The organism is Microbacterium sp. PM5 (assembly GCF_003293595.1).
Classification (GTDB): Bacteria; Actinomycetota; Actinomycetes; order Actinomycetales; family Microbacteriaceae; genus Microbacterium.
In genome coordinates, this window is the sequence record NZ_CP022162.1 from 1,876,530 (window position 1) to 1,896,376 (window position 19,847).

Here is a 19,847-nt window from a genome sequence, read left to right on the forward strand (position 1 = left end):
TCGGGTGGTGTTCTCAGTGGTGTTCGGGGGAGGTCGGATCGGACGACGCCGGCGCGCGCACGGGCAGCGCGAACCAGGCCGTGCTGTCCGAGGCAACGTTGTCTGGTGCGGCCGGAGCCGTGGCGAGGATGAGCTCGCCGGTGGGCCAGATCTCGGGGATGACGAAAGCGTCCGGCCCCGTGTTGACGACGCACAGCGTGCAACCGCGTTGGAACGCGAGCACGTTGCTCACGCCGGTCTCGAGCCAGAGGAGCGGGTCGGTCGGCGCAAACCGCTCGCGGCGCCGCCGGAGAAGCGTGCGGTAGAGCGAGAGCATCGAATCCGGGTCCACGTCCTGCGCCGCTCGCGCGTAGGCTCCGAACCACGCCGGCTGCGGAAGCCAGGTGGCGCTCGCCCCGCTTCCGAAGCCGAAGTCGCCGGGATCCTTCGTCCAGGGCAGCGGGACGCGACATCCGTCTCGGCCAAGATCCGCGCCCGCAGAGCGGAGCCAGATCGGGTCCTGTCTCGATGCCTGCGGCAGATCGAAGACCTCCGGAAGCCCCAACTCCTCGCCCTGATAGAGGTACACGGTGCCGGGCAGCGCCAGCAGCATCGCGACCGCCGCGGCAGCGCGGCGAGACCCCAGAGCGATGTCGACCGATCCGGTGCGGCGCGCCGCCGAGATCATGTCTGACGGATCGACCGCGTCCAGCAGCTGGGTCTGCCCATATCGGGTGACGGTGCGGTGCACGTCATGGTTGGACAGCGTCCAGGCAGGCGGACCCTCGGACGCGGCGAGCCCCGTCGAGATCGCCTCCCGGAGGCGGGCCGCGTCCCACGGCTGGACGAGGAGATCGAAGCTGAACGCCTGATGCAGCTCGTCCGGTCTGAGGTAGGCCGAGAGTCGGCTCGCCGACGGCACCCAGACCTCACCGACGAAGTACTTCGGGTCGGGGTAGGCGTCGCCCACCGCCCGCCAGTCCCGGTAGATCTCGTGCACTTCCGGCTGGTCCCACATCGCTGCATTGTGACCGCCGGTGCCGTCGTCGGCTCCGGGCCAATCGGGCAGCCCCAGCGCTTTGACGTGGCCGTGCGCGACATCGATCCGGAAGCCGTCGACCCCGCGATCGAACCAGAACCGCATGACGTCGCGGAAGTCCTCGGCAACGTCGGGGTTACGCCAGTTGAGGTCGGGTTGCGCGGAGTCGAACGAGTGCAGGTACCACTGGCCCGGTTGCCCGTCGGCTTCGACGATGCGCGTCCACGCAGATCCGCCGAACACGCTCAGCCAGTTGTTGGGCGGAAGCTCGCCGTCGGGCCCGGCGCCGGCGGCGAAGTGGAAGCGTCGACGCTCTCGGCTGCCCGGCCCCGCCCGCAGGGCCGCTTGGAACCAGGCATGCCGGACGGAGCAGTGGTTGGCGACCATGTCCATGAGGACGCGGATGCCGAGGCGATGGGCGTGCGCCACCAGCGCGTCGAAATCCTCGAGCGTGCCGTAGGTGGGATCGATCGCACGGTAGTCCGCGATGTCATAGCCGTGATCAGCCTGGGGCGAGACATAGCAGGGGTTGAGCCAGATGGCGTCGCAGCCGAGGGCGGCGATGTCGGTGAGACCGGCGATGAGTCCGCGGAGGTCACCGATGCCGTCTCCGTCGCTGTCGCGGAACGACCGCAGGTACACCTGGTAGACGACGGCCCCCTGCCACCAGGCAGGAGCGGGAGTGTCGGTGTCGGTGACGGTGACGGTGTCGGTGACGACGCGTGGTTCGAGAAGAGTCATGGAGATTCCTGAGGTGGTGCCCGGGCGGCGCATATGGCGGCCGCACCGCCCGGGCGGCTGTGTCCTTCCGCTCAGAAGGTGGGATAGATGTCGATCGTGCTTCCGCCGGTGCCGGTGAAGTTGCCTCCGCTGGACCAGGTCGCGTCGTCGATCAGCGGTTTGAACTGGAACGTCTGTCCTGCGGGGATGCGCTCGAGTTCGAACTCCCACACGTCACTGGCGACGTTCCTGGCGCCGCGACCCGCGGTCCAGGTGAAGGGATAGGCATCCCCGCGGATCGCGATCGAGTGGCCGAGCCCGGTGTTGTAATGCACGCGGATCTTCGTCGTGTTGCGCGCGGCGGGCGCGTAGGCCGATACGGGCGTCCCCGGTGCGTACACCTTCGACTCGTGCTCACCGAGGCTCACGGTGATCTGCTTGCCCGTGGTGCCACCGGCGGTCACCGTGACCGTGTCGGAGGTGTTCATGAGGTTCGTGAGCACCGTGCCGACGGGCAGCGAGCTCTCGGCGCGCAGCGGGATCGTGCGGGTCTGCGTGTTCCATGAGTTGGACGAGATCGTGATGGCCTCCGCGCCCGTGGAATCGACACGGCGCGAGAACCCGTAGACGTTGGTGTCCGCCCACATCTCGCGCTGGGTGCCGACCTGCAGGGCCGGGTACGCCTTCTTGATCGCGGTTAGACGCTGGATGTGCGTGTAGATCGGAGAGGTCTGGCTGAAGCTGGACATGTCCTTGCGGTTGTCCTTGTTGGCGATCGGCACCTCACTCGCATTCCCGTTGCCGTTATCGGCCTGCTCGGTGCCGTAGTAGATCACCGGCACGCCGCGAGACGTCAGCAGGAACGTGAGCGAGGAGCGCAGGCGCTGATAGTTGTCGTCCGCCCAGGTCAGAAAGCGCGCCCGGTCGTGATTGTCGAGGAAGGTCTCGAGCCGGTTCGGATTCTGGTACTTGTAGTCCTGCGCGAACAGGGTGCTCAGTCCCGTCATGCTCGTGTCAGCGGCGAAGGCGCTGCGGGCGGCGAAGAAGTAGGGGAAGTCGAGGACGCCCCACTCGTAGTTCTGATAAGGCGCGACGTAGTCGACATCGCCGACGAAGACCTCACCGAACGTGGGAACGCCCATTGCCGTCTGAAAACTTGCCAGCCACGACTGGGGGATGGAGCGCGCGGCATCGACACGGATGCCGTCGAAGCCCATGTCGACCCAGTCCTTGTACGTGTTGATCAGGTAGTTCGACACGGTGGGGTTCGACTGGTCGAGATCGTCGAGTCCACCCAGGTCGCAGTTCTCGATCTGCGTCTGGGTCTCTGTGCCGTTGAACAGGCAGTCGCCGTTGTGATGGAAGTAGGCCGGGTTGTCCAGCGGCGACGCGGGCTTGTAGGTGCTCGGGGAGTAGGTCGTCGCCGTACCCGCGAGGTAGTCCGCCGTGTGGTTCGGGACGACGTCGAGGATCATCTTCAGGCCTTTGGCGTGCGCCGTGTCGATCAGGGTCTGAAGTTCTGCGGTGCTGCCGAAGTGCTGGTTGGGCGTGGCGAAGTTCTTGGTGAAGTAGCCGTGGTAGCTGGCCTCCAGCCCGTCGCGCGACAACGGCTGTTGCTCCGACACCGGCGAGATCCAGATGGCCGTCACGCCGAGCCCGGCGATGTAGTCCAGCTTCTGGGTGAGGCCCTTCCAGTCTCCGCCGTGGTAGAAGCCGAGATCCGACGGGTTGTACTCGCCGGCGCCCTGGTTGTTGTTCGTCGAGTCGCCGTCCGAGAAGCGGTCGACGAGGACCTGGTAGATGACGTCGCCTTCCGCCAGCGGGCCGGGCGACGGGACCGCGGTGGTGGCGGCGGCGGGTGCACTGAGCGCGGGGGTGATGAGCAGAGCGGCCACGAAGGTGGCGATCGCCCCGAGGCCGAGCGCCTTTCGGCGTTTCGTCGGAACGGTGGTGTCTTCACGGATCATGCGGTGGACTCCTTACGACTTCGCTGTCGGAGTGCGTACCGGCCGCCAGGCTTGCACGTGTTTACTGGATCGATGCAACACCGTCGGGGACTGCGGTGTCAAGAGCCAGTTCTGACCCGGTCAGCGCCGTCGCGGCAACCGGTCGAGCGCATCCAGCAGCACGTCGGCCGATCGCTGCCACGAGAAGCGCGCGATGTGCGCCGATCCGGCGGCGATGAGCGCGTCACGACGCTCGGGATCGTCGATCGCACGCACCGCGGCGGCGAAAGCCGCGGCATCCGTGCCCGGCGCGTACAGCGCACCGTCGCCGGCGACCTCTCGGAAGATCGGCATGTCGGTGACGACAGCGGGAACGCCCAGCGCGAGAGCCTCTGCCACCGGAAGCCCGTAGCCCTCGTCGAGGGATGCCGAGACCAGCACGGCCCGCTCGGCCAGAAGCCCGGCGTACTCGGCATCCGTCACACCGTTGTGGAAGCGCACCGCACCCCCGCGGCCATCGACGAGACGCTCGAGCTCGGCGCGACGGTCGGGCGAGATGCGCGACAGCAGATGGAGCGTACGTCCGGGAAGCTCCGCCATGGCGCGGATGAGGGTCTCGACGTTCTTGTACCCCATGAACGAGCCCATGTAGACGAGGTTCTCGGCACCGGGCTCGACCCGGACGCCCGCCGGCAGCAGGTCGCCGAGGCGCTGGGGCGCGTTCGGGACGACGATGACGGGCCGCTTCGTCAGGCGCACGCGGGCGAACTCGGCCGCGCTCGTCTCGCTGACGGTGGCGACCAGATCGGCGGCGTTGAGCGTGAGGCGCTGCGGAACGTATGAGAGATGGAACAGCCGCCAGCCGACGCGGACGTACCAGGGAAGGTTCCGCGGGGGCGTGCGATGCCGGTAGTAGATCGTGTCGTGGAGGGTGAGGATCACACCGAAGCGACGGCCGAGCACCCCGATCGTCTGCATCGGTGAGAACAGGGCGTCCGGACGATACCGGTTCAGCAGGAGCGCCGTGAACGGCTCGCGCACCGAGGTGGGGGCGTGGATGCGCACCACGCGGGCACCGCCGGGCAGAAACGCCCGCTGCGCCTCGTCGTGGATCAGGAAGGCGACGTCGACCTCCCGAGCGGGCGCCGCCGCGGCGACGGCCGCCGCAAGCTCGGCCGAGTATCGGCTGATGCCGTCGTGGAAGTCGGTGCGGATGTACCGCGCGTCGAACAGCAGGCGCATGTCAGCCGTCGAGGGGCTCGCCGCGGTAGAGCTTCTCGAACGTGTCGAGAGTCTTCTCGATGTCGTGGATCTCGACGCCGTCGAGCGACGCCTGCTGCATGCGGCGGTACTCCTCGGGCGTCGCCGTCAGCACGCGACGCAGCTTGTCGGCGAGATCGTCGACATCGCCCGGCTCGAACAGGTAGCCGTTCTCGCCGTCGTGGACGAGGTGCGGCAGAGCCACGGCGTTCGCACCGACGACCGGCAGCCCCGAGGCCATCGCCTCCATGGTGGCGATGGACTGCAGCTCGGCGATCGAGGCGATCGCGAAGACGTCGGCGCGCGTGTACGCAGCGCGCAGCTCGTCTTCCTCGACGCGCCCGTAGAACGTGACCCGATCCTGGATGCCGAGGCGCTGCGCGGCCTGCTCGAGCGCGCGCCGCTGATCACCGCCGCCGACGATGTCGAAGGTGATCTCGGGAATCTCCGGCGCGAGCTTGGCGACCGCGGCGAGGGTCACCTCGACGTGCTTCTCGGTCGTCAACCGCCCCACGAACAGCACCCGGTTGTGCGTGCGCGGCTCGAGGTTGGGCGTGTAGTTGCGTTTGTCGATGCCGCAGCTGATCGGGATGACGCCCTCGATGTCGATCGTGTTCTCGAGGAACTCGGCGGCCTTGCGGGTGGGTGTGGTCACTGCGCGGGACATGTCGAAGGTGCGCTTGGCGTCGTCCCACGCGAGCTTGACGACGACCTTGTCCAGCAGAGGGGGAAGGGTCGTGAAGTCGAGGATGTTCTCCGCCATCACGTGGTTCGTCGCGACGACGGGGATGCCGCGCTGTCGCGCGATGCGCGTGAGGGCGCGTCCGAGCACGATGTGCGACTGGCTGTGGACCACGTCGGCGGCCACCTCGTCGAGAAGTCTGCGCGAGTAGTGCTTGGCCATCCACGGCAGCACGAAGCGCAGCCAGTCGTGCGGAGGCCAGCGCCACCCGGGTGGACGGTGCACGGTGATCCGCTGGCCCTCGATGATCTCGTGGAAGGTGCCGTGCACAGAGTGCTTCACGCTCGGCGTCATGACGTGCACGTCGTGCCCACGAGCGGCGAGGCCGGCCGCGAGGCGCTCCGCGAAGCGCGCAGCGCCGTTGACGTCGGGGCTGAAGGTGTCGGCGGCGATGACGATCGTGAGCGGCCGATGAGCGGGGTGCGGGTCGTCGGGTGTCGCGGAGTCGGTCACGGGGTGCGAGGCCTATCTGTGCGGCGGCGGCAAGACCGCGGATCGCGGAGCCACCCCGAGGAGTCTACCCGAGGGCCCCGTTGCCGCCGGGAACCAGCCGCCCCGCGTAACGTGGTGTCATGGCCCGACTCACCGCCGATGCCGACCCGACACGCTGGGTTCCCGTCACCGACTCCTTCGGGCTGCGGGGCCGCCGCGCGCGCAAGAAGGCGATCCGAATGCTGCTGGGTCAGGCCAACGGCATGCTGGGCGCCGAGCCCCGCCCCGGCGGGGCGTTCGCCGCCTGGGCCATGAGCCAAGCCGCGCCCGCACTGATGCGCAAGGCCGCCGGCCGCGTCTTGGTCTGGGTGTGGAGGTCCGACCCCGAGCTGGTCGTCGTCATGGCGCAGATCCAGCAGCTCACCCCGCAGTTGCGCACCGCGCGAGCCATGATGCCGATGGAGTACGACGACACCGAAGACTTCCGCGGAACGTACCTGGGCACGGGAGAACGGCTGGTCATGCCGACGCCGCCGGCCCGGAGCGGCACCGCGACGCCGCCGCCGTTCGCCACCTACACCTGGGACACCGGGACGCATCTGATCACCGTGACGGCGACCGGGGGCGATCGCGAGCGCTTCGGCACGGTGATCCCCGCCGTCGACGAGCTCGCCCGATCGCTCCGGGTCGTCGATGACGTCATCAGCGGCGAAGCGGGGCCGGTGCTGCGGATCGACCCCGCATGATCTTTCTGCAGCCGGCGGACGGCCCCGCCGATCCGCCCTCCTCGCGCCCCCATGCCGGTGTGCTCGGCGGCCAGGTGCACCGCTTCGCGTTCCGCCCCGCGGACGGCGAACAGCGCCTCTGCGCGCCGGGACTGGATGCGCTCCGCTGCACACCCGACACGGTGCTGCACTGGGCGTTCTACGCCGACGGGGATGCCGCGGTCAGCGCACCCTGGGCACCGCTGGCCGTGACGGTCGACGCCCGCGCCGGCGAAGAGCGGCTCAGCGACGACACGCGCGTGCGCGACCGCTACGGCTTTCGCCTCGACGCGGACAGCCAGTTCGCGGCGGCCTGGAGCATGCCCGAGCAGTGGAACGCCGACACCGTGAGCCTCGCCCCCTTCGCAGGGCGGATCGCGGAGGTCGAGATCGTCCTGGGAACGAGCGCGCTCGCGACCGATGCCGGCACCCCCGACGAGGTGACCGGTTTCGTCGAGCTTCGTGTCGAGGAGCTGTCGGCATCCACCCCCTCACCCGCCGAACGCGTGGACACCCGGCGGGGCTCGCACGCCGGCGACCGGTTCTCGCGCGGCAACACGGTGCCGGCGGTCGCGGTGCCCCACGGGTTCACCTTCCTCACCCCGGCGACCGACGCCCGCGACCAGCGCTGGCCGTACCGCCCCTTCGTTCACGACGACGAGCGGGGTCGCCGCGTCGAGGCCGTGCAGTTCTCCCACCAGCCGAGTCCGTGGATCGGCGACCGCGGCGTGCTGCAGGTCATGCCGTTCGACGGCATCCCGGTCTCGGCGCCGACCGCGCGGCGACGTTGGATCGCCCCGGGCAGCGAGCGCGCCCACCCGCACGTCTGGTCGGCGATGCTCGACGGCGGCCTGCGCATCGAGACGACGGCGACCGACCACGTGGGCCTCTTCCGCGTCGAGGGCGACGACTCCGACGCGGAGGTCGGCTTCATCATCGACCAGCCGGGAGCCCACGGCACCGTCATCGCGCAGGGCGACAGCGTGCGGGGCTGGGTGGGCGAGGCCGACCCGTGGTGGGGCAACGGGCCACGGACGTTCTTCGCGGGTGTCGTGCGAGGTCATGCGGCCCGCTCGGGTCGCCTCGATGACGACGGGCGAGGCGAACGCGCGGGCTTCGTCGCCGGCTCGGGCGCCCTCGAGCTGCGAATCGCGATCTCCTTCATCTCCCTCGAGCAGGCACAGCGCGCGCTCGCCCTGGAGGCACCGGAAGAGATGACGTTCGACGAGATCCGCGATCGTTCCCGCGGCGCCTGGGACGCGGTACTCGACAGCGTGCAGATCCCGCAGCTCACGGCATCCGAGCGCCCCTTCCGCGGCCTCGCCGACACCGACCTCCGTGCGCAGCTCGCTTCGGCGCTGTACCGCCTGCACCTCTACCCGAACGCGGCGGAGGAGAACGTCGGATCCGCTGAGAGTGCGCGGTGGGCGTACGCCGATCCGTTCATCCCCGCCGGGGCGCACACCGACACGCGCACCGGAGCGCCGATCGCGGCCGGGCGCCTCCCCGTCAACAACGGGTACTGGGACACCTACCGCACGGCGTGGCCGATGATGAACCTGGTCGACCCGGTGCGGGCCCGGGAGCTGCTGGACGGGATACTGGAGCCGCAGCGACGTCACGGCTGGATGCCGCGGTGGACGGCGCCCGGATACGTGGACGCGATGGTGGGCACCTCCAGCGATCAGATCCTCGCCGACGGCGAGAGGTGGGGACTGCTCGACGACCCGCGCACCGCCCTGTCGTCGGGATGGCGCAACGCCGCCGAGCGCGCACCCGACGCTCGCCGCGGACGCAAGGGCATCGAGCGGGGACGCTTCCTGGGTTTCATCCCGCGGGCCATCCACGAGGGCATGAGCTGGAGCATCGAGAACGCCGTCAGCGACGCCGCGCTGGCGCGGCTGGCAGACCGACTGTCGGCGGCGTCAGCGGGCGACGACGCCGCGCGCGCTGAGGCGCTGTCGCGCTGGCTGGGAAACCGCGCCCTCGCCTACCGGCAGCTGTTCGATCCTGTCGTCGGCTTCTTCCGCGGACGAGACGCCGACGGCCGGACGGCGGGCGGGCGCTTCGATCCGCGCGTCTGGGGCGGCGACTACGTCGAGACGAACGCCTGGGGGATGTCGGTGAGCGCGGTGCACGACCGCGCCGGCCTGGCCGCCCTCTACGACGGCCGACAGGGCCTGCGCATCCACCTCGATCGCCTGTTCGCCGAGCCCGAGACCGCGGATGCCGCGTTCGCCGGCGCCTACCGTCAGGTCATCCACGAGCAGCGCGAGGCGCGGGCGCTGCGCAGCGGCATGTGCGCGATCTCCAATCAGCCGGCGCATCACATCCCGTACATGTACACCGGGACCGATCAGCCCTGGCTCGCCGGCGCGACAGCACATCGGTTGGCACGCCGCCTGTTCGCGGGCGGCCACATCGGGCAGGGCTTTCCCGGTGACGAGGACAACGGCGAGATGAGCGCGTGGTGGCTGTGGGCGGCGATCGGACTGTATCCGCTCGAGCTGGCTTCCGGCGAGCTCCTCATCGGCTCGCCGCTGCTCGACGACGTGACCGTCGCGCGCAGCGACGGGTCGCGTCTGCGCATCCGCTCGCAGCGACCGCACGCGGACGCCCATGTGCTGCGCGCCGTCCGGGTCAACGGTGCGCCGCTCACCCGTGCCGTGCTGGAGGTGGATGCGCTCGGCGCCGACGTCGACCTGGAGCTCGAGTTCGGCGACGACCCCGCCGAGAGCCTGGGCGCCGACGAGCCGACCCCCGTGCGCCCGTGGCACCCCGATCTGACGGGCGGGTCGGGTCGCATCGTCCACGCGCCCGGCGTGCGCCACGCCCGCCGACTCGTCGACGACGGCGCTGCGGGCGGCGACCGCGGCGTGCGCCTGCGGCCGGGGGCCTGGGTGGGGTGGCTGTTCCCCGAGATCACGTCCGTGACGGATGCCACCCTGACCGCCGTGGACGCGGTGGGCGACGACGCGCTGGAGTGGCAGTGGTCCGCCGACGGGACGTCGTGGCATGCGGCCGAGGTCACGGCTCCGACGCCGCTCGCCGCCGATCGGACGACCCCCTTCCGCTTCACCGACGCTCTCGCCGCGCGCGCCGTGCGCGTCCGAGCGGCGCGCGCGGTGCGTGTGCGCCAGATCGAGCTGTTCGACCTCGACGCCGACCACTGATCGCGTCCTCCGATCGCGCGAGCGTCGGCCGCTATCGTGGCGTTATGAGCGAGCGGGAGCGTCCCCGGCGAACCCTGTCACCGCGTGTGCTGCGCTGGGAGGATCGCACGGCGTGGCCGATGTTCGCTCTCTCCCTGCTCTTCTTCGCGGGATGGGTCTGGAGCCTCGCCGACACGAAGCTCGATGGCCGTCAGCAGAGCCTCCTGCTGGGCGCGATCGGTGTGCTGTGGGCGGTCTTCATCGCCGACTTCCTCGTGCGCCTGAGCATCTGCGGGTCTCCGCACGAGTTCTTCCGCACGCGCTGGTTCGAGGCCGTCTCGCTGGTGATCGTGTACCTCCGCCCGTTCGTCATCCTCGCCTACCTCTGGCGTCTGCCCTGGTTTCGCCTACGCCCGTCTCGCCAACGCGTGCGCCTGGTCATTCTCGTGTCCCTGTTCACCCTGCTGTTCGTGTTCACCGCCTCGACTCTCGTCTGGCTCGCGGAGCGGCAGGACGCGCATGCGAACATCGTCGACCTCGGCGACGCGATCTGGTGGGGCTTCTCGACTCTGGCGACCGTCGGGTACGGCGACTACGTCCCTGTCACCCCGCTCGGGCGCACGATCGCGGTCGGGCTGATGATGGGCGGGCTCGTCGTGCTGGGCGTCACCAGCGCCACGGTCATCTCCGCCCTCACCGACCAGATGCAGCGCGTGGGGCAGCGGCTCGAGGACGACCGGGCGGCAGCGATCGGACGCGGCACGGCGTCGGCGTCTGCCCCCACCCCGGACCGCGCGGACGCAGACGCCGCGGGCGGCCCCGATTCGGTGCCATCATGAGCGCATGACCACCGCCGCCTGGACCGCGCCCGCCTCTCGCCAGGTCGCCTTCGACCAGGGCCGCGCGCTGCGGAGGGAGCTGCCCCGCCGGATGCTGGCGGAGCTGCCGACACGTCCGCGTGATCCCCTCGGCATCCTGGCCGCGCAGGCCGCCACGCGGGTCGCCGAGCTCCTGCCCCTCCGCGATGAGCGGATGTCCGCCAGCCCCTTCGCGTTCTACCGGGGCACGGCGGCGCTGATGGCGGACGACCTCGCCGCCGGACCGCGCAGCGACATCCTCGTCGCCTCCTGCGGCGACGCGCACGTTGCCAACTTCGGTTTCTACGCGTCTCCGCAGCGCACGCTCGTGTTCGATCTCAACGACTTCGACGAGTCGGCGTGGGCGAGCTGGGAGTGGGATCTCAAGCGCCTCGTGACGAGCATCGTCGTGGCAGGTCAAGCGACCGGGCGCGACGATGCGGTGACCGCGGATGCCGCGCGCGCCGCCGTCCGCCGTTACGCTCGCGCCTTGGCCGTCGGCGAGGAAGTCACTCCGCTCGCCCGGTTCTACCAGCACTTCGACGCCGCGGGCGCGCTCGTCACGAGCGACAAGGCGTCGCGCAAGGTGCTGCGCGCCGCGATCGCGGATGCCGAGAAGCGCACCGGCGACAAGGCCGTGCGCAAGATCACGGAGGCCGATGCCGATGGGCGACTGCGCTTCGTCGAGCAGCCTCCGACGCTGACGCGCGTCACGCCCGACGTGGCGGCCGCGGTCGATGCGTCCCTGGCCCAGTACATCGCGACGACGCGCGCGGATGTGCAGCTCGTGCTCTCCCACTACACCTTCTCCGACGTGGCGCGTCGGGTCGTCGGGGTGGGCAGCGTGGGCACCCGCTGCTACATTGCCGTCTTCGTCGACGGAGACGGCGCCGCACTGCTGATGCAGGTGAAAGAGGCGGGGCGCAGCGTGCTCGAGCAGTACGGCGGCTGCGCACAGCCGGAGGAGCTCACGGCGTTCGTCGACCGCCACGGTCAGGGCGGGCGTGTCGTGGCGCTACAGCGCATCCTGCAGGGGTCGTCCGACCCGTTCCTCGGACACTTCCGCGGTGAGCGCGCCGACTACTACGTGCGCCAGTTCCGCGACATGAAGGGCGGCATCGACGCCGAAACGCTCGAGGACGGCCCGTTCCGTCTCTACGCGCAGGCGTGCGCGACGGTGTTGGCCCGGGCCCACGGCCAGTCCCCGAACGCCGCGAAGGTCATCGGGTACCTCGGTGAGGGGCGCGCGTGCGCCGAGGCCATCGTGGAGTGGGCCTACGGCTACGCCGCCCTCTCGCGGGCGGACTACGGCGCGTTCGTGGATGCCGTCGCCGCCGGCACCGCCTCGTAGCGGCTAGTCGTCGGACTCGGCATCCGCCGACGGAAGCGGACGCCACAGCACCACCTCGGTCGCCCGACGCACGCGCGTGCCGTGGCGGAGGGTCACGACCGATCCCGTCGCCCCCGCCGCGAAGACGCGGGAGCGACGGGCCAGTTCCTCCTGCAGACGCTGCTCGAGTTCGGCGACGCGACGGCGCAGTCCGCGCGCCTCGTTCTCGAGCTCGATCAGGCGCGAGATCGCCGGCAGACTCATACCCTCGGCCGAGAGGGCGGCCACCTCGCGCAACTGCTTCACGTGCCGCAGCGAATACCGCCGCGACCCGCCCTGCGTGCGCCCGGGAACGACGAGGCCCAGCCGATCGTACTGACGGAGGGTCTGCGGGTGCATGCCGGCAAGCTCCGCCGCGACGGCGATCGCGAAGATCGGCGCTTCCTCATCGGGGTGCTCGTCGACCATGCTCACTCCCGGGCCTTGGCCATGAGGTCGGCGCGCGGGTTCTCCTTCGGCTCCAGCTCGTGGAAGCGCTGCAGTGCCTCCTTCGCCTGGTCGTCCAGATGCGACGGCACCGCCACCTGCACCTCGGCGAGAAGGTCGCCGGCGCCCTTCGCCGTGTGCACACCGCGACCCTTGACGCGCAGCACACGCCCGGAGGGCGTACCCGGCGCCACACGCAGCTTGACCGGATCTCCCCCCAGAGTCGGCACCTCGATCGTGGCGCCGAGCGCGGCTTCCGTGAAGGTGACCGGAACCGTCACGCGCAGGTTCAGCCCGTCGCGGACGAATACCGGGTGCGGGCGCACCGAGACGCTCACGACGATGTCGCCGGACTCGCCGCCGTCCGGCGACGGGCGCCCGCGTCCACGCAGGCGGATCTTCTGTCCGTCGGCGACGCCGGCGGGGATCTTCACCTTGAACGGCTTGCCGTCCTCGCCCGCGAGGGTGATCGTCTCGCCCTTGACCGCGGTCTGGAAGTCGAGGGTGGTCCGTGCGGTCACGTCGGCGCCGCGCTGCGGGCCGCCGTAGCCTCGGAATCCACCGGTGGACTGCCCGAACCGTCCGGAGCCGAAGCCGCCGCCCTGGCCGAACATCGAGAACAGGTCGTCGAAGTCGGCCGACTGCGCCGATCCGCGCGACTGACCGAAGCGGCTGAAGACGTCCTCGAACCCGCCGGAACCCGCGCCGGGCGCCTGGAAGCGCGCACCACCGGCGCCCATCGCGCGGATCTGGTCGTACTCCTCGCGCTGGCTCTTGTCGGAGAGCACGGCGTACGCCTCGCTCATCTCCTTGAACTTCGCCTCTTTGGCAGGATCACCCTGCGTCGAGTCGGGGTGATACGTCCGGGCGAGCTTGCGGTACGCCTTCTTCAGGTCGGCCTCGGACACGTCCTTGGAGACGCCCAAGACCTTATAGAAGTCCTTGTCGAACCAATCCTGACTGGCCATGGACACCTCCTCCCGTCAGTCAGCGGAACCGGCGACGACGACCTTGGCCGGTCGCAGTTCGATCGTGCCCAGGCGGTAGCCGACCTCGACGACGTCGAGGATCGTGCCGTCCTCGACCCCTCCGGGGTTCGGGGCGTGGAAGATGGCCTCGTGCTGCTGCGGGTCGAACACCTCGCCCACGACGCCATAGGTCTCCACACCGAGGCGTGCGACCACGCCCCGCAGCTTCTCCGCAATCGCCGCCAGCGGCGAGCCTTCGACCAGGTCGCCGTGCTTCTCGGCACGGTCGAGGTCGTCGAGCACCGGCAGCAGCCCCTTGGCGACCGATCCCTTGGCGCGGGCGATCTCCACCTCGCGCTGGTCCTCGGTGCGACGACGGTAGTTGGCGTACTCGGCCTGCACCCGCTTGAGGTCCAGGAGCAGGTCGCGGTCCTCGGGCGAAGCCTCTGCGACGGCGGCCTCGTCGGTCTGCGGCGCGTCGAGGATGTCGTCGACGGTCAGGTCGTCGCCCTCGCGCGCGTCCCCCTGCGAGTCGGGGCCGGAGGCGTGCGCCTCCGACCCCTCGTCACCGGGGACTTCGTCGATGGGCTCTTCGAAGTCCTTGTTCGTCATGGCTCGATTCTCTTACTTCTTCTCGTCCTCGTCGTCGACGACCTCGGCGTCGATGACGTCCTCTTCGGGGTTCGGCACGCTGCCGTTGCCCGGGTCGGCGACCGTCGGGTCGGCCGGCTCGCCGGCGGCCTGCGCCGAGGCGTAGATGGCCTCGCCGAGCTGCTGCTGCGATGCGTTGAGCTTGTCGAACGCCGTCTTCACGGCATCCTCGTCGTCGCCCGCGAGCGCGGTCTTGAGCGCATCCACGTCAGCCTGGACGGAGGTCTTCACCTCGTCGGGGAGCTTGTCCTCGTTGTCCTTGATGAGCTTCTCGATCGAGTACGAGAGGGTCTCGGCCTGGTTGCGGACCTCGGCGGCCTCGCGGCGCTTCTTGTCCTCGGCCGCGTGCTCCTCGGCTTCGCGCACCATGCGCTCGATGTCGTCCTTCGGCAGCGACGAGCCGCCGGTGATCGTCATCGACTGCTCCTTGCCCGTGCCCTTGTCCTTCGCGGACACGTGCACGATGCCGTTGGCGTCGATGTCGAAGGTGACCTCGATCTGCGGGATGCCGCGGGGCGCGGGCGCGATGCCGGTCAGCTCGAAGGTGCCGAGCGGCTTGTTGTCGCGCGTGAAGTCGCGCTCGCCCTGGAAGACCTGGATGGCGACCGACGGCTGGTTGTCGTCGGCGGTCGTGAAGGTCTCGCTGCGCTTGGTCGGGATGGCCGTGTTGCGCTCGATGAGCTTGGTCATGATGCCGCCCTTGGTCTCGATGCCGAGGCTCAGGGGGGTGACGTCGATGAGCAGCACGTCCTTGCGCTCACCCTTGAGGACGCCGGCCTGCAGGGCGGCGCCGACGGCGACGACCTCGTCCGGGTTGACGCCCTTGTTGGGCTCCTTACCGCCGGTGAGCTGCTTGACCAGCTCGGTGACCTGCGGCATACGGGTCGAACCGCCGACGAGCACGACGTGGTCGATGTCACCGACCTTGATGCCCGCTTCGGCGATGACGTCGTTGAACGGCTTCTTCGTGCGGTCGAGGAGGTCCTTGGTGAGGTCCTCGAACTTGGCACGGGTCAGCGTCTCGGACAGCGACACGGGGCCCGAATCGGTCAGCGAGAGGTACGGCAGGTTGATCGACGTGCTGCTGGAGCTGGAGAGCTCCTTCTTCGCCTGCTCGGCCGCCTCCTTCAGACGCTGCAGGGCGATCTTGTCACCCGAGACGTCGACGCCCGTGGTGTCCTTGAACTGCTTGATGAGGTAGTCGACGACGCGCTGGTCCCAGTCGTCGCCGCCGAGGCGGTTGTCACCGGCCGTGGCGCGCACCTGGATGGTGGAGAAGTCGTCGTCCTTGCCCACCTCGAGCAGGGACACGTCGAACGTGCCGCCGCCGAGGTCGAAGACCAGGATGAGCTCGTCTTCCTTGCCCTTGTCGAGGCCGTAGGCGAGGGCCGCGGCGGTCGGCTCGTTGATGATACGCAGGACGTTCAGGCCCGCGATCTCACCGGCATCCTTGGTCGCCTGACGCTCGGCGTCGTTGAAGTAGGCGGGGACGGTGATGACCGCGTCGGTCACGCTGTCGCCCAGGTACTCCTCGGCGTCGCGCTTGAGCTTCTGGAGGATGCGCGCGGAGATCTCCTGCGGCGTGTACTGCTTGCCGTCGATCGCCTGCGTCTTCCAGTCGGTGCCCATGTGGCGCTTGACGGAGGAGAGGGTGCGGTCGACGTTGGTGACGGCCTGGCGCTTGGCGGTCTCGCCGACGAGCACCTCGCCGTCCTTCGTGAAGGCGACCACCGAGGGGGTGGTGCGGAAGCCCTCGGCGTTGGCGATGACCTTCGGCTCGCCGCCCTCGAGGACGGAGACGACGGAGTTCGTCGTCCCGAGGTCGATACCCACTGCACGTGCCATGTCTGTTCCCTTTCGTGAAACGGCTCTGAGAAGTCTGCGGGGTTGAGTCTTGACGGCTCAACTTCAATGACTTCCACGATAGCCGCGGCGCTTCGGGGTGTCAAACGCAAGTTGATATGAATAGGCTCAACTTTCGATCGCGCGCCTTGTCCCACTTGCGACATCCCTTGTCCCATTTGCGGCGCAGAGCGTCCCACTTGCTGTCCCTTCTGGCCTCCGTGGACAGCAGTAAGTGGGACACGCCCCAGCGGATGCCGCGGCTCGCCACCCCGCTCCTTAGCGCAGAACGGCGGGATGCCGCGAGTAACGTGACCTGCACGCGCGACGACGCGCCACCCGGTGTTCACCGAAGGGACATACCGTGACGAACATGTCACTGCCCGACCAGCCCGCGCGCCGGGCATCCCCGACGACCACTCACCCGATGGCGGCCCCTCGTCGCGCCGTCATCGCGTGGGGGCTGTGGGACTGGGGCTCGGCTTCGATCAACGCGGTCGCGACATCTTTCGTGTTCACCGTGTATCTCACCGGCAGCGCCTTCGGTGACGCGGCGACCACGTCGCAAGCGCTCTCGCTGGCCCTCACCCTCGCCGGACTGGTCGTTCTCGTCACGGCGCCCATCACCGGACAACGCTCGGACGCCTCGGCGCATCGCAAGCGCTGGCTGGGCATCAACACCGGCGTGGTCGTGCTCATGCTGGCCCTGATGGTCCTCGTCCGCGAGGACACCGCCTACCTGTGGTTCGGACTCACGCTGCTCGCGGTCGGCACCGTCTTCTATGAGTTGGCGAGCGTGAACTACAACGCGATGCTCTCCCAGATCTCCACACCGCGCACGGTGGGCAAGATCTCCGGCTTCGGCTGGGGGATGGGCTACTTGGGGGGCATCGTGCTGCTACTGGTGCTCTACTTCGGCCTCATCAAGCCCGACGTAGGACTGTTCGGGGTCACGGGGGCGGACGGCATGGCTGTGCGCGTGTCGATGCTCCTCGCCGCGATCTGGTTCGCCCTGTCAGCCCTCCCACTGCTGTTCACGGTGCCGGAGAACACGCCGTCGACGCCCGGCGCGGCGCGCATCGGCTTCTTCGCGTCGTACCGTGTGCTCTTCGGAACGGTCGCCTCCCTGTGGCGTGAGAGCCGCACGACCGTGTGGTTTCTGCTCGCCAGCGCGATCTTCCGCGACGGCCTCACGGGAGTCTTCACGTTCGTCGGGGTGCTGGCGACCGGCACGTTCGGGCTCACCGCCGCGGACGTGCTGATCTTCGCCATCGCCGCCAACGTCGTGGCGGGCATCGTGACCATGGCGTCGGGCTTCTTCGACGACCGGTTCGGACCGAAACCGGTCATGATCGTCTCGCTCGTCGCGCTCGTTGTCGGCGGCATCCTGATCTTCGTGCTCCACGACGGAGGGCCCGCTGTGTTCTGGGGGCTCGGCTTGGCGATGGCGATGTTCGTCGGCCCGGCCCAGTCCGCGTCGCGTACTTTCCTGGCCCGCAGCATCCCCGCCGGTCGCGAGGGAGAGGTGTTCGGCCTCTATGCCACGACCGGCCGCGCGGCCGTCTTCCTCGCTCCGATGATGTTCGGCGTCTTCGTCACGCTCGGAGGCGATCAGTACTGGGGCGTTCTCGGGCTCGTCGCCGTGCTGCTCGTCGGGCTGGCGCTGCTGCTGCCAGTCCGCTCGCCGGCTCGCTGATCACCACCCCAGGGCGCCGCCCAACCGAACTGCAAGGTGAGCAATGCGACACCCCGCCGCGCGGCTCATACGCTCGGCGCGTCGCCGGGGATCCCTTGCAGTTGCGCTCGCGACTCGAGCACGGCCCGGATGCCGAGCCGCGCTCAATCGCGGCGCGGGCGCCGATCGCCGCGGTCGTCACGGTCGCGGTCCGGACGCTTGGCGGAGCGCTGGAAGCGGTCGGGCTTGATCTCGATCAGGCGACCGCTGATGCGGGTGCCCTCCAGCCGCTGGAGCGTCTCGCGGGGAAGGTCGGCGGGCAGTTCGACCAGCGAGAAGTCGGGACGGATCTGGATCGCGCCGAAGTCCTCACGGCGAAGACCGCCTTCATTGGCGAGCGCTCCCACGATCTGACGCGGCTCGACCTTGTGCCGACGACCGACCTCGATGCGGTAGGTCGCGGTCGGGCCTCCCGAGCGACGGCGATCGTCGCGGCGGGGCCGGTCGTCGCGGTCGCGGTCGCTGCGGTCGCGTCCGCGATCGTCGCGCTCGAACCGTTCGCGGCGCGCCGGAGCGGGCGGGTCCTCGTCCAGCAGCAGCGGGGTCTCCCCCTGTGCGACGACGGCGAGCGCCGCCGCGACATCCGCCTCGGGCACGTCGTGGTGGGTGACGTAGTGGTTGATGATGTCGCGGAAGCGGTCGATGCGCTCGGTCTCGGCGAGCGCCGCCGTGATGGCGTCGTCGAAGCGGGTCAGACGCGTCGCGTTGACGTCGTCGGCACTGGGCAGCGCCATCTCGGTGAGGGGCTGGCGCGTCGCCTTCTCGATCGACGCCAGCATGCGGCGCTCGCGCGGCGTCACGAAGCTGATCGCGTCGCCCGAGCGGCCCGCACGGCCGGTGCGGCCGATGCGGTGCACGTACGACTCGGTGTCGATGGGCAGATCGAAGTTGACGACGTGGCTGATGCGCTCGACGTCGAGGCCGCGCGCGGCGACATCGGTCGCGACCAGGATGTCGAGCTTGCCGTCCTTGAGCTGATTGACCGTCCGCTCGCGTTGCGCCTGCGCGACGTCGCCGTTGATGGCGGCAGCCGCGTACCCGCGGGCGCGCAGCTTCTCGGCGAGGGTCTCGGTCTCGTTCTTGGTGCGGGTGAAGACGATCATGCCCTCGAAGTTCTCGACCTCGAGGATGCGGGTGAGCGCGTCGACCTTCTGCGGATACGACACGATCAGGTAGCGCTGCGTGATGTTCGTCGCGGTCGAGGTCTTCGCCTTGACGTTGATCTCCTCGGCATCCTTCAGATACGTGCCGGCGAGGCGGCGGATCTGCGCAGGCATGGTCGCGGAGAAGAGTGCGACCTGCTTGCCGGCGGGGGTGTCGGCGAGGATCGTCTCGACATCCTCGGCGAAGCCCATCTTCAGCATCTCGTCGGCCTCGTCGAGCACGAGGAAGCGCAGTTCGGAGAGGTCGAGCGTGCCCTTGTCGAGGTGGTCCATGATGCGACCGGGGGTGCCGACGACGATGTGCACGCCGCGGCGGAGCGCCGACAGCTGCTGCCCGTAGCCCTGGCCGCCGTAGACCGGCAGCACGTGCACGCCGCGCAGGTGCCCCGCGTAGGACTCGAAGGCTTCGCACACCTGCAGCGCGAGCTCGCGCGTGGGGGCGAGCACGAGCGCCTGCGGCGTCTTCTGGGCGAGGTCGAGCTGCGAGAGGATCGGCAGCGCGAAGGCCGCCGTCTTGCCCGTGCCGGTCTGCGCGGTGCCCAGCACGTCGCGGCCGGCGAGCAGCGGCGGGATCGTCGCCGCCTGGATCGCCGACGGCGTCTCGTAGCCGACATCCTTCAGCGCCTTCAGCACGGCGGCGTCGAGGCCGAGATCGGCGAAGCCGGGGGTCGACGGGATGTCGGTGGATGCCGCGGAGTCGGCGTCGGTCTGGGTGTCGGGCGCGGGCGCGGCCTCGAGGGGATCGGTCAAGCTGTCAGAGGCCATACACCCACGGTAGCCG

The 19,847-nt window shown here is 69.6% G+C and carries 14 protein-coding genes; 5 read left to right on the forward strand and 9 right to left on the reverse strand.

The annotated features are described in order from the left end of the window. Nucleotides 1-13: 13 nt before the first annotated feature. From CEP17_RS09095 to CEP17_RS09110, 4 genes are all read right to left on the reverse strand, one after another. Complete coding sequence (locus tag CEP17_RS09095; RefSeq protein ID WP_112932021.1) at nucleotides 14-1,759, reverse strand: glycoside hydrolase family 13 protein; 1,746 nt, start codon at nucleotides 1,757-1,759, stop codon at nucleotides 14-16. 71 nt (nucleotides 1,760-1,830) lie between these two features. Further along, nucleotides 1,831-3,705 carry an alpha-amylase family glycosyl hydrolase gene (locus CEP17_RS09100; protein ID WP_112932022.1) on the reverse strand — a complete coding sequence of 625 codons (1,875 nt, stop codon included), beginning with the start codon at nucleotides 3,703-3,705 and terminating at the stop codon, nucleotides 1,831-1,833. Between the two features lie 120 nt (nucleotides 3,706-3,825). Next, nucleotides 3,826-4,926 (reverse strand): glycosyltransferase, encoded by a 1,101-nt coding sequence (locus tag CEP17_RS09105; protein ID WP_112932023.1) that lies wholly within the window; start codon nucleotides 4,924-4,926, stop codon nucleotides 3,826-3,828. A 1-nt stretch (nucleotide 4,927) separates the two neighbouring features. Beyond that, nucleotides 4,928-6,139 carry a glycosyltransferase gene (locus CEP17_RS09110; RefSeq protein WP_039416198.1) on the reverse strand — a complete coding sequence of 404 codons (1,212 nt, stop codon included), beginning with the start codon at nucleotides 6,137-6,139 and terminating at the stop codon, nucleotides 4,928-4,930. A 119-nt stretch (nucleotides 6,140-6,258) separates the two neighbouring features. Between CEP17_RS09110 and CEP17_RS09115 the strand changes: the two genes are divergently transcribed. From CEP17_RS09115 to CEP17_RS09130, 4 genes are read left to right on the forward strand one after another with little or no spacing between them, the layout of a single operon-like run. Beyond that, nucleotides 6,259-6,864 carry a hypothetical protein gene (locus CEP17_RS09115; RefSeq protein ID WP_112932024.1) on the forward strand — a complete coding sequence of 202 codons (606 nt, stop codon included), beginning with the start codon at nucleotides 6,259-6,261 and terminating at the stop codon, nucleotides 6,862-6,864. Beyond that, entirely contained in the window at nucleotides 6,861-10,055 is a 3,195-nt protein-coding gene (locus CEP17_RS09120; RefSeq protein WP_112932025.1) for a glycoside hydrolase domain-containing protein, read from the forward strand. The genes CEP17_RS09115 and CEP17_RS09120 overlap by 4 nt, the downstream gene beginning before the upstream one ends. Before the next feature lie 44 nt (nucleotides 10,056-10,099). Then, nucleotides 10,100-10,873, forward strand: coding sequence for a potassium channel family protein (locus CEP17_RS09125; protein WP_112932026.1), 774 nt, complete (start codon nucleotides 10,100-10,102; stop codon nucleotides 10,871-10,873). A 4-nt stretch (nucleotides 10,874-10,877) separates the two neighbouring features. Beyond that, a complete protein-coding gene (locus tag CEP17_RS09130; RefSeq protein WP_204359820.1) occupies nucleotides 10,878-12,242 on the forward strand; it encodes a DUF2252 domain-containing protein in 1,365 nt (454 codons plus the stop codon). Nucleotides 12,243-12,245: 3 nt separating this feature from the next. On the opposite strand, the gene CEP17_RS09135 is transcribed toward CEP17_RS09130, so the two are convergent. The 4 genes from CEP17_RS09135 to dnaK are packed head-to-tail and all read right to left on the reverse strand — an operon-like array spanning nucleotide 12,246 to nucleotide 16,171. After that, nucleotides 12,246-12,689: a MerR family transcriptional regulator gene (locus CEP17_RS09135; protein WP_112932027.1), complete on the reverse strand. Its 444-nt coding sequence runs from the start codon at nucleotides 12,687-12,689 to the stop codon at nucleotides 12,246-12,248. 2 nt (nucleotides 12,690-12,691) lie between these two features. Beyond that, nucleotides 12,692-13,675, reverse strand: a complete 984-nt coding sequence (locus CEP17_RS09140) for a DnaJ C-terminal domain-containing protein (protein WP_036320982.1) — start codon at nucleotides 13,673-13,675, stop codon at nucleotides 12,692-12,694. A 15-nt stretch (nucleotides 13,676-13,690) separates the two neighbouring features. After that, nucleotides 13,691-14,287 carry a nucleotide exchange factor GrpE gene (locus tag CEP17_RS09145; RefSeq protein WP_112932028.1) on the reverse strand — a complete coding sequence of 199 codons (597 nt, stop codon included), beginning with the start codon at nucleotides 14,285-14,287 and terminating at the stop codon, nucleotides 13,691-13,693. 12 nt (nucleotides 14,288-14,299) lie between these two features. After that, on the reverse strand, nucleotides 14,300-16,171 hold the full coding sequence (gene dnaK / locus CEP17_RS09150) for a molecular chaperone DnaK (RefSeq protein WP_039413913.1): 1,872 nt from the start codon (nucleotides 16,169-16,171) through the stop codon (nucleotides 14,300-14,302). A gap of 370 nt (nucleotides 16,172-16,541) precedes the next feature. Here dnaK and CEP17_RS09155 point away from each other — a divergent pair, with 370 nt between their 5' ends. Beyond that, nucleotides 16,542-17,864: an MFS transporter gene (locus tag CEP17_RS09155; RefSeq protein ID WP_112932925.1), complete on the forward strand. Its 1,323-nt coding sequence runs from the start codon at nucleotides 16,542-16,544 to the stop codon at nucleotides 17,862-17,864. Nucleotides 17,865-18,007: 143 nt separating this feature from the next. On the opposite strand, the gene CEP17_RS09160 is transcribed toward CEP17_RS09155, so the two are convergent. Then, nucleotides 18,008-19,831 (reverse strand): DEAD/DEAH box helicase, encoded by a 1,824-nt coding sequence (locus CEP17_RS09160; RefSeq protein WP_112932029.1) that lies wholly within the window; start codon nucleotides 19,829-19,831, stop codon nucleotides 18,008-18,010. Between the last annotated feature and the right edge of the window lie 16 nt (nucleotides 19,832-19,847).